This window comes from Xanthomonas euvesicatoria (assembly GCF_013112235.1).
Taxonomy (GTDB): Bacteria; Pseudomonadota; Gammaproteobacteria; order Xanthomonadales; family Xanthomonadaceae; genus Xanthomonas; species Xanthomonas euvesicatoria.
In genome coordinates this window covers 458,697-472,635 of record NZ_JABFFS010000001.1, presented here as the reverse complement: position 1 = coordinate 472,635, position 13,939 = coordinate 458,697, and the positions used below count along the sequence as shown (strand labels likewise).

The 13,939-nt window shown below is 67.5% G+C and carries 12 protein-coding genes; 7 read left to right on the top strand and 5 right to left on the bottom strand.

The genetic code is table 11. The features are described 5' to 3' along the window. Nucleotides 1–65: 65 nt before the first annotated feature. On the bottom strand, nucleotides 66–1,202 hold the full coding sequence (locus HLH45_RS02045; protein WP_017157054.1) for a LysM peptidoglycan-binding domain-containing protein: 1,137 nt from the start codon (nucleotides 1,200–1,202) through the stop codon (nucleotides 66–68). Between the two features lie 131 nt (nucleotides 1,203–1,333). Between HLH45_RS02045 and def the strand changes: the two genes are divergently transcribed. The 5 genes from def (at nucleotide 1,334) to HLH45_RS02020 (ending at nucleotide 7,680) form a co-directional block, all read left to right on the top strand. Continuing rightward, on the top strand, nucleotides 1,334–1,846 hold the full coding sequence (gene def, locus HLH45_RS02040; RefSeq protein ID WP_008572823.1) for a peptide deformylase: 513 nt from the start codon (nucleotides 1,334–1,336) through the stop codon (nucleotides 1,844–1,846). Between the two features lie 387 nt (nucleotides 1,847–2,233). Then, nucleotides 2,234–3,157, top strand: a complete 924-nt coding sequence (gene fmt / locus HLH45_RS02035; protein WP_008572821.1) for a methionyl-tRNA formyltransferase — start codon at nucleotides 2,234–2,236, stop codon at nucleotides 3,155–3,157. After that, the gene (rsmB, locus tag HLH45_RS02030; RefSeq protein ID WP_008572819.1) at nucleotides 3,157–4,467 is read left to right on the top strand and encodes a 16S rRNA (cytosine(967)-C(5))-methyltransferase RsmB; all 1,311 of its coding nucleotides are present in this window, start codon (nucleotides 3,157–3,159) and stop codon (nucleotides 4,465–4,467) included. Before fmt ends, rsmB begins: the two co-directional genes overlap by 1 nt. A gap of 48 nt (nucleotides 4,468–4,515) precedes the next feature. Beyond that, complete coding sequence (locus HLH45_RS02025) at nucleotides 4,516–6,237, top strand: ArnT family glycosyltransferase (protein ID WP_008572818.1); 1,722 nt, start codon at nucleotides 4,516–4,518, stop codon at nucleotides 6,235–6,237. 165 nt (nucleotides 6,238–6,402) lie between these two features. Then, nucleotides 6,403–7,680 (top strand): O-antigen ligase family protein, encoded by a 1,278-nt coding sequence (locus HLH45_RS02020; protein ID WP_029820470.1) that lies wholly within the window; start codon nucleotides 6,403–6,405, stop codon nucleotides 7,678–7,680. Nucleotides 7,681–7,876: 196 nt separating this feature from the next. Here the strand turns inward: HLH45_RS02020 and HLH45_RS02015 are convergent, their stop codons facing one another. Continuing rightward, entirely contained in the window at nucleotides 7,877–8,701 is an 825-nt protein-coding gene (locus tag HLH45_RS02015; protein WP_008572814.1) for a glycosyltransferase family 2 protein, read from the bottom strand. Between HLH45_RS02015 and HLH45_RS02010 the strand changes: the two genes are divergently transcribed. Beyond that, nucleotides 8,702–9,760, top strand: coding sequence for a CDP-glycerol glycerophosphotransferase family protein (locus tag HLH45_RS02010; RefSeq protein WP_074053325.1), 1,059 nt, complete (start codon nucleotides 8,702–8,704; stop codon nucleotides 9,758–9,760). 160 nt (nucleotides 9,761–9,920) lie between these two features. Here HLH45_RS02010 and HLH45_RS02005 read toward each other — a convergent pair whose 3' ends face one another. From HLH45_RS02005 to ribA, 3 genes are all read right to left on the bottom strand, one after another. Further along, nucleotides 9,921–11,426: a PH domain-containing protein gene (locus HLH45_RS02005; RefSeq protein ID WP_008572809.1), complete on the bottom strand. Its 1,506-nt coding sequence runs from the start codon at nucleotides 11,424–11,426 to the stop codon at nucleotides 9,921–9,923. Next, nucleotides 11,423–11,899, bottom strand: coding sequence for a PH domain-containing protein (locus tag HLH45_RS02000; RefSeq protein ID WP_029820467.1), 477 nt, complete (start codon nucleotides 11,897–11,899; stop codon nucleotides 11,423–11,425). Before HLH45_RS02000 ends, HLH45_RS02005 begins: the two co-directional genes overlap by 4 nt. 138 nt (nucleotides 11,900–12,037) lie before the next feature. Then, on the bottom strand, nucleotides 12,038–13,171 hold the full coding sequence (gene ribA, locus HLH45_RS01995; protein WP_008572805.1) for a GTP cyclohydrolase II RibA: 1,134 nt from the start codon (nucleotides 13,169–13,171) through the stop codon (nucleotides 12,038–12,040). 245 nt (nucleotides 13,172–13,416) lie between these two features. Here ribA and HLH45_RS01990 point away from each other — a divergent pair, with 245 nt between their 5' ends. Further along, entirely contained in the window at nucleotides 13,417–13,938 is a 522-nt protein-coding gene (locus HLH45_RS01990) for a GNAT family N-acetyltransferase (protein ID WP_008572803.1), read from the top strand. Nucleotide 13,939 lies beyond the last annotated feature (1 nt).

Here is a 13,939-nt window from a genome sequence, read left to right as displayed (position 1 = left end):
AGGCTAGGCCGCAAACGACGACGGCGCCCTCGGGCGCCGTCGCGTTGGTGCATCGGATCTTTCGCTTATTGCGCGTCAGGATGCTTGACGAAATAGCCCAGGCCGGTCGGCTTGACGCTTTCCATCACCAGCGCATAGCTGACCTTGTCGAAGGTGCGGAACACCATCGCATGCGAGGCGTACTCGTCGGGCAGGCCGACGGTGGAGCCGGACGGGCCGCTGAAATCGTCGTCGGTCCGCGAGAAGCGCGAGTGCTTGACGCGGTCGCTGACCGTGCGGCCCTTGCGCCAGATCGAGAACACCGTGCCGTTGTTGATGCCTTCGCGGGCGCCGCCGGAGATGGCGATCACATCGCGCGTGCCGCCGACGGTGAAGGCATCGGAGATGGCCAGCACGCGCAGTTCGGTCTGCAGCGCCTGTTCCGACGGCGGATGCGGGATGAACTGCAGATCGTACGGCTGCGCTTCGACCGCAACGATGCGATCGCCGGCGCGCACTTCGCGGCCGCTGTCCTGCAACAGCAGGGTCGCCGCCTTGGAGTTGCCGCCTGCCGCGCTGCGGGTGATGGTGCCGACATTGACCTGCGCCATCTCGTAGCCGAGGAACTCGCGGCGCGTGCTCGGCGCGATGAAGTTCTTCCAGATGTTGCCCGAGCCGGCGGTGATGTTGCCGGCCATGTCCAGATCTTCGTTGTGCTTGGGCAGGCTGAACTTCACGGTCGGGCGAACCACCGCGAAGCGCTGGCCCGGCTGCGCGTTTTCCAGGCCGACCACGTAGGCGACCTGGCCGGTGGTGGCACGCGTGCGACCGCCTTCCAGACCCACCACATACGGCAACTGGTCGAAGTCGTCGACCACGCGCAGGTTCTTCAGGAACGGCTCGACGTCGGCCAGCGGAATGGCGTTGATCGGCGCTTCCTGGCGCGGGCCGGGCTGGATCGTGCCTTTGCCGACCCGGTCCAGATAGGCCAGGCTGATCACGTCACCCGGATAGATCAGGTGCGGATTCTGAATCTGCGGATTGGCTTGCCAGATTTCCGGCCACAGCCATGGTTTTTGCAGGAAACGCCCAGCGATGTCCCACAAGGTATCGCCCTTGCGGACCACATAGGTGTCTGGATGCTCGCCCACCGCTTGCGCGGCAGCGTAGGTCGCGACGGTCAGCATCGCCGCAGCGACGACCGTACGAAGTCGGTTCAACATAGGTGCCTTCTTGCCTGATTCCCCAACAGGTCTGCGCACTATAGTCTAGAAACCGGGGCGTCACGCAAGCATTGCGCTAGAATGACAGCGTCTTGCCGGCGCCGCGCCGGTGTTTCCAGACGGGTAACCCCATGGCTTTGCTCCCAATTCTTGAGTTTCCCGACCCGCGGCTGCGCACCAAGGCGGTGCCGGTCGATGCTGCCGAGGTCACCAGCCAGGCGTTCCAGACGCTGCTGGACGACATGTTCCAGACCATGTACGAGGCGCCCGGCATTGGCCTGGCCGCCAGTCAGGTGGACGTGCACAAGCGATTCATGGTGATCGACATCAGCGACGAGAAAAACCTGCCGCAGGTGTTCGTCAACCCCGAGATCGTGAGCAAACAGGGCGAGCAGCTGTATCAGGAAGGCTGCCTGTCGGTGCCCGGCATCTATGCCGATGTCAGCCGCGCCGACGCGATTACCGTGCGTTATCTCGACCGCCAGGGCCAGGCGCAGGAACTGCAGGCCGACGGGCTGCTGGCCGTGTGCATCCAGCACGAGATGGACCACCTGGACGGCAAGCTGTTCGTGGATTATCTCTCGCCGCTCAAGCGCGAAATGGTGCGCAAGAAGCTGGCCAAACAGCGCAAGCATGTGGCTTGAGGGCCGGGATTGGGAATTGCGGATTCTGGATTGGCAAAAGCGGGTTTTTGCAGTGTTTTGAATCTGCTGGTGTCGAATCCTCGAATGCGAAGTCTGCTGCGATCTGGCTCGTGGGCTTTGCCCGCGCATCGCGATACCGGCCCGTCTGTAGACGGATGGTCTCAAAGATCGGGATTCGGGATTGGATAAGGCACTGCCGTAGCAGGCATCGAATTGCCGGCTGCGATTCCCGCCTCGCGCTCGATGGTGACGGGCAACGCCGGTTCTGGCGCCAGGTTTCCAAATCCCCACAAATCTGCTCCTACCTCTCAGCTCCACGCCATTCGCGCCCCGGCCAGCACACCTGCCGTTGCGAATCCCTACTCCCGAATCCCGACTCCCAGCCTTATGAGAATCATCTTCGCCGGTACGCCGGATTTTGCCGTTCCGTCGCTACGTGCCGCCGCGCAGCGGCATGAGGTGGTGGCGGTGTACACGCAGCCGGATCGCCCCGCCGGGCGTGGCCGCGGGTTGACGCCCTCGCCGGTCAAGCTGGAGGCGATCGCGCGCGGCATTCCGGTGTTCCAGCCGCAGACGCTGCGTTCGCCCGAAGCATTGGCGACGTTGCGCAAGCTGGATGCGGACCTGATGGTGGTGGTGGCTTACGGGTTGATCCTGCCAAAGGCAGTGCTGGCCGCGCCGACGCACGGCTGCTGGAATGTGCATGCCTCGTTGCTGCCGCGCTGGCGTGGCGCCGCGCCGATCCAGCGTGCGATCGAGGCCGGCGACACCGAGACCGGGGTGTGCCTGATGCAGATGGAAGCCGGGTTGGACACCGGCCCGGTGCTGCTGTCGCAGCGCATCGAAATTGGCGAGCAGGAAACCGGTGGGCAGCTGCACGACCGGCTGGCTGCGCTGGGCGCGCAAGTGCTGTCCGATGGTCTGGGCCTGTTGCGCGCCGGCATCCGTCCGGTGGCGCAACCACAGCCGGACGACGGGGTGACCTATGCGCACAAGCTGGACAAGGCGCAGGCGCGGCTGGATTGGGCGCAGCCGGCGCAGGAACTGGCGCGGCGCGTGCGGGCGTTCAACCCGTGGCCGGTGGCCGAGGCGATCCTGGCGGGCGAGCGCGTGCGCCTGCATGGCGCGGTGGCGCTTGAACTGGCCCATCAACACCCCCCGGGCACCCTGCTGGCGGCCAGCAAGCAGGGCATCGATATCGCCTGCGGTGAGGGTGCGCTGCGGGTGCGCGTGCTCCAGCGCGAGGGCGGCAAGGCGATCACCGCCGCCGATTACCTCAACGCGCGACGCGACCTGCCGGCGCTGCGCTGATGTCGGCCGATACCGCAACCGCCGGCGTTGCCTCGCGCCTGGCCGCCGCACGCGTGCTGACGGCGGTGTTCGATCAGGGCCGGTCGTTGAAGGCCGAACTTGCCGCCACCTTGCCCGGCATCGGCGATCCGCGCGATCGTGCGCTGGTGGAGGCGATCTGCTTTGCGGTCATTCGCCGGCGCCCGGCCTATGACATCGCGTTGCGGCAATGGCTGGAACGTGCGTTGCCGCCCCGCGATGCCGAACTCAAGGCGCTGCTGATGGTCGGTTTCGCCCAACTCGACGTGCTGCAGCTGCCCGCGCACGCCGCGTTATCGGCCACGGTGGATGCGTGCCGCGCATTGGGCCGGCCCCGTCAGGCCGGCATGGTCAACGCGATCTTGCGGCGCGCCCAGCGCGAAGGATTTCCGGCGGTGGCCGACGATGCCGGTTGGCCGTCGTGGCTGCGCAAGCAGCTGCGCGCGGACTGGGGCGATCGTGCCGAAGCCATTTTTACCGCCAGTGCGCAGATGGCGCCGATGTGGCTGCGCGTGCAGCGTTCGCGCACCGACCCTGCGAGGTATGTCGCGCGACTGGCCGAACTGGATATCGTGGCGCACACCGACGCGGTACTGCCGGATGCGGTGCGCCTGCACAACGCCGTGCCGGTGAGCCAGTTGCCGGGCTTTGCCGAAGGCGATGTTTCGGTGCAGGACGGCTCTGCCCAGCAGGTGGCCGATGCGTTGACCCTGGCGCCGTCGGCACGCGTGCTCGATGCCTGCGCGGCGCCGGGCGGCAAGGCGGCGCATCTGCTGGAGCGCCACCCCGGCTTGCAGCTCACTGCGCTGGATGTGGATGCGCGCCGCCTGGAGCGCGTGCAGCAGACCTTGCAGCGCACAGTCCCCGATGCGCAGGTTGCATTGCAGGCGGCCGACGCCGCCGATCCGGACGCGTGGTGGGACGGCCGGCCGTTCGATGCGGTGCTGCTGGACGCGCCATGTTCGGCCACCGGCGTGGTGCGTCGTCAACCGGATGTGCTGCTGCACCGGCGCGCCGACGATATCGATGCGCTGTGCGCGCTGCAGGCGCGGCTACTGGATGCGACCTGGCGCACGCTGCGCCCGGGCGGACAATTGCTGTACACCACCTGCTCGCTGTTGGCGCGCGAGAACCAGGCGCAGGTCGAGGCATTCCTGCAGCGCACTCCCGATGCACAGGCGCAGCCCTTGGGTGCGCAGTTCGGGCATGCCGCCGGCGCCGGACGTCAGCGGTTTCCAGGCGAGACGCACTGCGACGGATTTTTCTACGCGCTTTTGCTAAAAGCCTCCTGATCGCGCGAAGTCCAGCGCTCCACCCTCTGCGTCCGACTGCCGCCCGACATGTTCAAGAATCGCGCTTCCACCGATGTCTGGTTGCTGGCCATGACCGCCGTGCTGGTGATTGGAGCCGGCCTGGGTTTGCGTGACCCGTGGCCGGCGGACGAGCCGCGCTTTGCGCTGGTGGCCAAGCAGATGGTGTTGAGCGGCGACTGGTTGTTCCCGCATCGCGGCAACGAGCTGTATTCGGACAAGCCACCGATGCTGATGTGGCTGCAGGCGCTGTTCTACACGCTGCTGGGCAATTGGCGGGTGGCGTTCCTGCTGCCGTCGTTGCTGGCCGCGTTGGGCACATTGGCCTGCGTCTACGATCTGGGCCGGCGGCTGTGGACCCGGCGCGTGGGCGTGTATGCGGCCTGGATGCTGCTGTTTACGCTGCACTTCACCTTTCAGGCCAAGAAGGCGCAGATCGACCCGCTGGTGGTGTTCTGGATCACCCTGGCCAATTACGGCTTGTTGCGGCATCTGCTGATGGGTCCGGCCTGGCGCTGGTGGACGCTGGGCTGGTTCGCCGCCGGGTTGGGCGTGATCACCAAGGGCGTTGGCATCATCGCGCTGCTGCTGCTGATCCCGGCCGGGATTGCAGCGGCGCGTGGCTGGCCGGGCGTGCGCGTGCACGTGCGCGACCGGCGCTTCTGGCTGGGGCCGCTGTTCTTCTTCGGGGCGATCGCGCTGTGGTTCGTGCCGATGATGGTGACCGCGCTGACCGCCGGCCAGCCCGAGTACCGCGTGTATCTCAACGACATCCTGCTGCGCCAGACCGCCAAGCGCTACGCCAACTCCTGGGATCATGCGCAGCCGGTCTGGTACCACCTGCAAAGCATGGCCACGATGTGGCTGCCGACCATCCTGCTGCTGCCGTGGGCGATTCCGGCGTGGCGGCGCCGGCTGAAGCGACGCGATCCGCGCTATCTGCTGCTGCTGGCCTGGTGGCTGCTGGTGCTGGTGTTCTTCACCATTCCCAGCGGCAAGCGCGATGTGTACATCCTGCCGGCGCTGCCGATGTTCTGCCTGGCGCTGGCGCCGCTGGTGCCGGGCCTGCTGCGCCGGGCTGGCGTGCAGCGGCTGCTGTTCGGGTTCGGGCTGCTGTTGGCAGTGGCGTTCAGCGCGGGCGGCGTGGCGATGCTGATCGGCCACCCGGGCTTCGAGCAGAAGATCATGGACAGCCGCGGGGTCGGCAGCGAAGCCACCGACCCGCTGGGCTGGCTGCTGCTGGCGGTGGGTAGCTGGGGCATCGCCAGCCTGCTGCTGATGCGCGTGCGCCGCTCCGCGTTCGCGGTGGTTTCGCTGCTTGGCGCGTGGTGGGTGGCGTTCGGGCTGGTGTGTTACCCGATCTTCAACGATTCCAGTTCGGCCGGTGCGGTGATGCGCGAGGCCGGGCGCCGCATCGGCCCGGATGCGCAACTCGGGCTGGTGGCGTGGAAGGAGCAGAACCTGCTGATGGCCGACCGGCCTGCGCAGACCTTCGGCTTCAAGGTGCCATGGGAAGCCCAATTGCAGCGCGGCGTGGCCTGGCAGGCAGAGCAACCCGGCCAGCGCTGGCTGATGGCACAGGAGACCGCATTGCTGGCCTGCGTGGATCGCAGCCGCAGCCAGTTGGTGGGCGTGGCCAATCGCCGGCGCTGGTGGTTGGTGCCGGCCGATGCCGTGCGTGGCCCCTGCGTGGCCAGCTCCAGCGAGCGTGCGGTGGAAGCAAAGGAGCAGGGCAACCTGGATACCGAATGAGCCGGCCGACTCCACCGGCACACACGCGTGCCAGGTGCCATTGGCACGGCGTCAATGCAGCGGCCGGTCGCTGTCTAGCAGGGATTCATGCGTCGCATCGTTAGCTTGGCCGGCGCTGCCGAAGCCCGCGCACTGCGTTGCCTCCCTTTTCCCACCGATTTGTAGATGAATTCCTTGCGTCCCCAACCCGCGTCACTGTCGCCCTCTGCCCCGACCACCTCGCGGGCAGGCGTGCGCATTGCCGAGCTGGGCGCGTTCGCATTGACTGCGCTGGTGGTGAGCATGCCGAGCGGGTTGCTGCCGTTCGGCCTGTGCCTGCTGCTTGGTTCGTTGATGGGCTGGCGCAGCTTGCGCGAGGCCATTGCCGCGCGCGAGTGGTCGTTGCGCGTGGTGGGCTGGCTGACGGTGGCGGTGATTGCGATGTCGCTGCTGTCGATCGCGTTGTTCGAGCACGGGCTGCGCGATGTGGGCAATCGCTCGCGCTTCCTGGTGCTGCCTTGGGCGGCGCTGTGGGCCTATGCGTTGCAGCCGCGCCAGCTGTGGTTGTGGCGCGGTGCCTTGGTCGGCGTGTTTGCGGCCATGCTGATCGCGCTGCTGCAGGTGATGAACGGTGCCGACCGCGCCGAAGGCTTTACCAACGCCATTGTGTTTGCCGACATCGTGCTGATGTTGCTGGTGGTGGCAGTGTTCTGCCGCCCGCTCGGCAGCGTGCGCTGGCTGGTGGGCGCTGGGGTCGCCACCGTGGTGGTGATCGTGCTCAGCGGCAGCCGCGGGGTGTGGCTGGCGATGCTGGCCACGCTGGGCGTGCTGATCTGGGGTGCGCCCTGGCACAGCACGCGCGTGCGCCTGCTGACCTTCATCGGCGGCGCGGTGCTGGCGGTGGGCGTCGCGCTCAGCGTGCCGGCGCTGACCGATCAGATGCGCCTGGGCGAATTGCAGCGCGACCTGCAGCGTTACGAAGTGGGCGACACCGATTCGTCGGCCGGTGCCCGTATCGAACGCCTGCATGTGGCTTGGGACACGGTGACGGCGCATCCGCTGACCGGTGTGGGCGTTGGGCGTTTCGACGATGCGATGCACGACCTGCCGGCCTGTGCCGCCGACCCGTCGTTGTTCCGTTGCCAGTTGGGGCATGCGCACAACGATCTGGCCGAATGGAGTGCCACCCAGGGCGTGCCCGGGCTGTTGCTGCTGCTTGCCGTCTACGGCGTGCCGCTGTGGATGTTCGTGCGACTGCATCGGCGCAGCGGGCAGCAGCAGTTCCGCGGCCCGGCGGCGGCCGGGGTGATGCTCGTGATCAGTTATGCCTTGTGCGGCCTGACCCAATCGATGTTCGCGCACCAGGTGGCGGCGAGCTTCTACACGGCCATGGTCGGCGTGCTGGTGGGTCTGTCGGCGCGGCAGGCGCAACAGGTGCAGTCGGACGTGGCACGCGCTCGATAGCGGCGGATGATCCACCGGCTGCATGTGGCGCATGCCCCGGCAGCGCGCTTTCGGTGCCTGGGCACACGCCCGTGCACAAACAGAAGGGGGGCGGTCGTTGCCGGAGTCGGCATGCGTTGGCTTTCACAGACCGACTTCCACGCACCGTTGGCGCGTTCGCAGCAGCGTGGCTGCAGCTCGGAGTTTTTACCGGTTCTTATTCGCTGCGCCGATCCGGCGCCCGTGGCGGGTCCTGCACCGGCTGATTGTTTTGCAGCAGCCACAACATGATGGTCTTCTGGCGGACGTAGTTGGCGCGCACATAGGCGTAGATCAGCCCATGCCAGCCATCGCGAAAGCCGCCGCGCAACAGGTAGCCGCGCCAGAAGCGCCAGGCCGGCGCCAGCACCAGCTTGCTCCAGGTGGCGCGTTTGCCGCGTGCATGTTCGTGCTCGGCCATCATCTGCGCGTAGCGCTGGGTCTTGGCCAGCTGCTGCATCAGCGAGCGGTACGGGTAATGGATCAGATCGCCCGCCAAGGTCTCCACGGGGCCATCCACGCTGGCCGCCTCGTGGATCTCGCGCTTGCCGCGCCAGCCGCCGCGACGGCGATCGAACAAGCGCAGCACCCGGTCCGGATACGCATTGCCGTGGCGCAGGAAGCGACCGAAGTAGTCGGACAGGCGTGCGAAGCGGTAGCCGGCCGCCGTGGCGAAACCGGCGTCGCGCGCAGCGATGATCGCCGCGCGCAGGGCATCGCTGACGCGTTCGTCGGCGTCCAGGCACAACACCCAGTCGTGGCTCGCCTGCGCAACGCAGAATGCCTTCTGGCTGCGGTAGCCATCGAAGGTGCGTTGCAGCACGCGTGCGCCGTGTGCGCTGGCGATGGCGGTGGTGGCATCGGTGGAGCCGGAGTCCACCACCACGATCTCGTCGCAGAACGCCAGCGAGGCCAGACAGTCGCGTAGGCGATCGGCCTCGTTGAACGCGATAATGCAGGCGCTGATGCGCGGCCGTTCGTCGGGTGCGGTCGAAGAGGACATGTGATGGCCGATTACCTGCTGTTCGCAACGGAGCGTTACGCGTTGCCTATTCTGGCGCCATTGGCGCAGGCGTTACAGGGCTGCGGGCATGCGGTGTCGGCCTGGTTCGAAGGTGGCGCGCGCGGGCTGGCGCTGCCGGGCGTGCGCGAGGTTGGCCTGCGCGAGGCGCTGGCGCTGCGCCCGCGTGCGGTATTCAGTGCCGCCAACTGGGTGCCGCCGTTTGTGTCGGGCGCGAAAGTGCAGCTGTTTCACGGTTTCAATGTGCAAAAGCGCGAGGACAACCGCGGCCATTTCCGGGTGCGTGGCCTGTTCGATCTGTACTGCACGCAAGGCCCCGCCACCACCGCGCCGTTCCGCGCGCTGGCGCAGCGCGAGGGCCATTTTGCCGTGGTGGAAACCGGCTGGCCCAAGCTCGACCCGGTCTTTCGCGACGATGGCGGCCGCAGCGCGGCCTTGCGTGCACCGGCCGCCGGCCGCCCGGTGATCCTGTTCGGTTCCACCTTTACCGAGCGCCTGAGCGCGGCGCCCGCACTCTACGACGAGATCGCCGCCGACATCGCGCGCGGCGCGCATTACTGGTTGCTGACCTTGCACCCGAAGTGCGCGCAGGAATTGTTCGATCGCTATCGCGCACTGGCAGGCGCCAACGCACGCTTCATCGAACCCGAAGAGGTCATGGCCGCGCAACGTGCGGCCGATGTGCTGGTTTCCGATACCTCGTCGATCGTGTCCGAGTTCGTGGTGCAGCACAAACCGGTGGTGACCTTTCGCAACCGTGTGCCGCAGCCGCACATGCTCGACTTCCGGCAGGCAGAGCACTTGCCGCAGCAGCTGGCGCGCGCGCTGGCGCCGGATGCGGCTTTGCGTAGCGCGCTTGCCAGTTATGCCGATGCGATTCACCCGTATCGCGACGGGCATTCTTCCGAGCGGGTGATTGCCGCCACTGAAGACTTCATTGCCGGCAAGCTCGGCGGGCTGCGTCGCAAACCGCTGGGTGCAGTGTGGCGCGGGTTGCAGATCCGTCGCGAGTTGGGCTACTGGGGGCCGGCGCAGCGCTGAGCGCGATCAGCGGCAACGAGCGGGTGGTGATGATCGGCGACGTTTTGCCGAACTTACGTCCTTGTCATTGATCAGATCACTGACCCGGATTGCGACTGACGAGCAGCACCAAGGCTGATCGCGGATGTTGATCAGTGCAACTACTGAGCGCTAACGCTGATCACCAGCGCAGCTTGCGCCGTGCCAGCGCGGCACCGAGTTGCGCCTGCAGCGCCTGCGCCTGGGCAAGCGGCACAAAGCGCAGCCGCAATGCCGGGCCGGTGGCACTGGCGCCGGCTGTATCCAGCCATAGCGTGGCGGTGCCGGATAGGCGATCCAGCGGCGAGCGCTGCAGTTGCAGCGCCTGCAGCTTGTCCAGCTCGGCCAGCCGCCACCAGCGCTTCCACCAGCCGCCGCGCACCGCAACGTAACGCGCATCCACCGCATAGGCCATGCGCTGCACCTGGCGCTGCGCCTTGAACGCGCTCCACGGCAGCCACACCAGCAACCACAAGGCCTGGCTGCCGAGCTGCCACGCCAGGCCCGCCGTCAGCGGCAGCAGCATCAGCGCGGCGGGCAGACTCAATCGCCACCAGCAATGCGTGGCGATTGTCTGCCATTGCGTCGGCGGCCAGGCGATACCAGGCAGCAGGCGTTGCAGCAAGGCGTCGCACTGTTGCGGGTCGGCAATGGGCGCGAGTTCCTTCAACGCGCTGCCGTGGGTGTCGCCAGTGCCGGCCACTGCGGTGTCCACCCGCAACTGGCGACGGCCGAACAGGCGATGCAGCAGGCCCTCGTACAACGTCCACGACTGGATCCGCCGCAACGCCACGCTGCTGCGGATCCGCGTCAGCAGCCCGCGCTCCACGGTGAGGCGGCGCTCGGATTCGCTCAGATGGAAGCCGTGGTACTGGGTCACCGCCAGGGCGACCGACAGCGCGCGCATCGCCAGCAACAGGGCGAGCGTGGCGAGGATCGCCAGCGTTGCCGTGACCGCAACGCCGGGATGGATCTGGCTGACGTAGCGATAGGCCAGCTCGCCGTTATGCTCGACGAAGTTGGACACCGTGCGGCGCGGAATCATCTGGTAGATCACGCCAAAGCCGGCCGCCACCACCACCATGCCGCGATTGGAGATCAGGCCCAGCCGGATGACCTCGGCCATCGGCAGGCGCAGCAGGCTGCCGCTGTCTTCCTCGATTTGCGGCGCCGGCACGCCTGCCTCGGTTGCACGGCGCCGTATCAGATCTTCCAGCGCAAGCGCCTGATCCAGCCGCAGCACGCGCATTTCCGCTTCCGGCTTGTGCCCCCCGGCCGATTCCAGCCGCACCTCGGCCACGCCGGCCAGACGGTGCAGCAGCGATTGATGCACCACCACGTTATGGATGCGCGCAAACGGAATATCGCGCCGGCTGCGTTCCAGCAGGCCACTGCGAATGGCTACGCTATCGCTGCCGATCCGGTAGCGGTAGGTGAAGTAGCGCAGCACCGAGATCGCCACCAGCACCGCAATCACCACCCCGGTGGCGATCTGGTCGGCAACATCGCGATTGCCGTCGCGGCTGCCGAACAGGATCAGTGCAGCCAGCGGAATCAGGAACTGACGGATCTGCTGCAGCAACACGAACACCCACGACAACGGATGCAGGCGCTGCTCGTCGTTGCCGGGATGTGCAACGGCACTCATAGCGCGTCGTCGTCGTGATCGAGCTGCCGGGCCAGGCGGTCGCGCAGGCGCTCGGCGTCGTGTTGATCCAGCCCCGACAACGCCACCGCGTTGAGCCGGCTGCCGGCGGTGTGCACCACCAACGTGGTCAGGCCGGTCGCGCGTTCGATCGGCCCGCGGCGCAGGTCCACATGCTGCACGCGCGAAATCGGAACGCGCGTATCGCTTTGCCATAGATGGCCGCGCTGTAGCGCCAGGCCGTGCTGATCGAGTTTCCAATGTGTCAGCCGATGCCGTTTGACCGCCAGCCAGGCGCCGAGCAGAGCGATGACCGCGGTCACGCCCAGCGCCATCGGCCAGTAACGCCAGGCGTGCAGCCAGACAATCGTGACGCCGGCTGCGATCAGGCCCGCACATCCGCCGCCGAGTGCGCCATTGATCGCCGCCACATACGCACCGCGCCGCGGCAGCGACTGCCACTGGCTGTGCGTCACGGCTGGGGTTTGTGCCGGAGCGGGCTGGACCATGACGTCGGGGTGCGGCGGTGGAGCGTCGTGCACGTGGCTGGCCTGCAGAAGCGGTGCGCAAGCATAGCCGGCTGCCCAGTGCAGGCGCACCCGGCGCCGGGCGCGTTATTGCGCGGCCAGGATCAACGCATCCACATCCAGCGCGTGGCCGGCGCGTGCGGCCTTGGTGCGCAGGTACTGCTCGTTTTCGGCGGTGATGTCGCCGGTGATCGCGATGCGGTCTTCGACCACGATGCCGGCCGCGCGCAGGCGCTCGGCCTTGGCCGGGTTATTGGTCAGCAGCCGGATCCGGCTGATGCCCAGCCCGCGCAGCATCGCCACCGCACTGCCATAGCGGCGCTCGTCCGGACCAAAGCCCAATTGCGCGTCGGCATCGATGGTGTCCAGGCCTGCATGCTGATAGCCGTAGGCGCGCATCTTGGCGGCGATGCCGGTGCCGCGACCTTCCTGGTCCAGATACAGCAGTACGCCGCCACCGAGGTCCTTCAGCTTGGCCAGGCCGTGCCGCAGCTGGTCGCCGCAATCGCATTTGAGCGAGCCGAACAGGTCGCCGGTGAGGCACGACGAATGCACGCGCACGGGCACGGCAGTGCCCAGGTCAGGCTGGCCGACCACGATCGCCACCTGATCACGTTGCGCCACTCCGCCGCGAAACACCACGAACTCGCTCATGCCCAGGCCGCGCAGCGGCACCGGAGTGCGGGTCACCAACTCGTAGCCGGCAGCCGAGGAGGTGGCACAGCCGCGGCTCAGATCGTCCAGCGCCAGCGACTGGCAGCCGGCGAACGCGGCATGGTCGTGCACATCGCGCAGCTCCACCGCCAGCAGCGCCGGCAGCAGCAGGCCAAGCCGCGCGATCTCCACGCCGCCGGCATCCAGCGCATCGCCGGCCGTCCACTGCGCGGGCACCGGGGTGTCGCGCAGGTAGGCCAGCGCGGCGAGCTGGTCGTAGCTGTGATCGAGCAAGCCCACGCGCGCGCCCTGCGGCGCACTCAGCCCCAGCACCTGAGCGCGGGTGGGCGTCACGAAGAGATAGTGGCGGCCCCGCGCGGCGCGGGCGAAAGCCGCATACGACTGCGCCGTGCTGCTATCCAGCGCCAGCACCGCACGCGCCTGCCCATCCGCCGCCGTCAGCAGGACCGGGCGCCCGGCGCGCAGTTCGGAGGCGGCGCGCTCACAGCGAATGGCCGCCGGATCGCCGAAGGCCTGTGCGCTGGGGGAGGGGAGGGGGCTGCTCATGCACGACTCCAAATGGGGATTGCCACGGCCGCTTCAAGGCGGACGCCGCCGCGGTCACTGCCTGATCGCATCTGCCCATTGTCGCGCGCCTGGCAACAGGCAGTCGCCACAACCGGGTAGAACGCTGCATCCAGCCGCTGCCGATTGAGTGGGCGGGCCTGCGCCGCTTGGTTGCCCTGCGGCCCGCGTTGTTCAGGGTGCGGCAATGCTTTCTAATCGGGCCACCTCCATGTTCGTCGGGCCTCATGCACATTGTCGATTGCAGCCACGCGCGCCACGCCAGCGCCATCCTGGACATCTTCAACGAAGCCATCGCCAATTCCACTGCGCTGTACGACTACCGTCCCCGGCCACCGGAGAGCATGGTCGGCTGGTTCGCCACCAAGCAGGCGGGCGGCTTTCCGGTGATCGGCGTGGAGCACGACGACGGCACCCTGATGGGCTTTGCCAGCTACGGCACCTTTCGCGCCTGGCCCGCCTTCAAGTACAGCGTCGAGCATTCGATCTACGTGCATCGCGACCATCGCGGCAAGGGCCTGGGACGTCTGCTGCTGCAGGCCCTGATCGCAGCGGCGCAAGTGCGCGGCGTGCACGTGCTGGTGGGCGGCATCGATGCCAGCAACCAGGCCAGCATCGCGTTGCACGAACAGTTCGGTTTCACCCACGCCGGCACCGTGCGCGAAGCCGGTTTCAAGTTCGGGCGCTGGCTGGACCTGGCGTTCTACCAACGCATCCTGGACACACCTGCCGATCCGCACGACGACTGAG

Coding starts and splice junctions, on each gene's coding strand:
- HLH45_RS02015 (WP_008572814.1), bottom strand. CDS start 8,701: ATGTCCTCTTCGACCGCACCCGACGAACGGCCGCGCATCAGCGCCTGC.
- HLH45_RS02005 (WP_008572809.1), bottom strand. CDS start 11,426: ATGAGTGCCGTTGCACATCCCGGCAACGACGAGCAGCGCCTGCATCCG.
- HLH45_RS02025 (WP_008572818.1), top strand. CDS start 4,516: ATGTTCAAGAATCGCGCTTCCACCGATGTCTGGTTGCTGGCCATGACC.
- rsmB (WP_008572819.1), top strand. CDS start 3,157: ATGTCGGCCGATACCGCAACCGCCGGCGTTGCCTCGCGCCTGGCCGCC.
- HLH45_RS02045 (WP_017157054.1), bottom strand. CDS start 1,202: ATGTTGAACCGACTTCGTACGGTCGTCGCTGCGGCGATGCTGACCGTC.
- ribA (WP_008572805.1), bottom strand. CDS start 13,171: ATGAGCAGCCCCCTCCCCTCCCCCAGCGCACAGGCCTTCGGCGATCCG.
- def (WP_008572823.1), top strand. CDS start 1,334: ATGGCTTTGCTCCCAATTCTTGAGTTTCCCGACCCGCGGCTGCGCACC.
- HLH45_RS01990 (WP_008572803.1), top strand. CDS start 13,417: ATGCACATTGTCGATTGCAGCCACGCGCGCCACGCCAGCGCCATCCTG.
- fmt (WP_008572821.1), top strand. CDS start 2,234: ATGAGAATCATCTTCGCCGGTACGCCGGATTTTGCCGTTCCGTCGCTA.
- HLH45_RS02020 (WP_029820470.1), top strand. CDS start 6,403: ATGAATTCCTTGCGTCCCCAACCCGCGTCACTGTCGCCCTCTGCCCCG.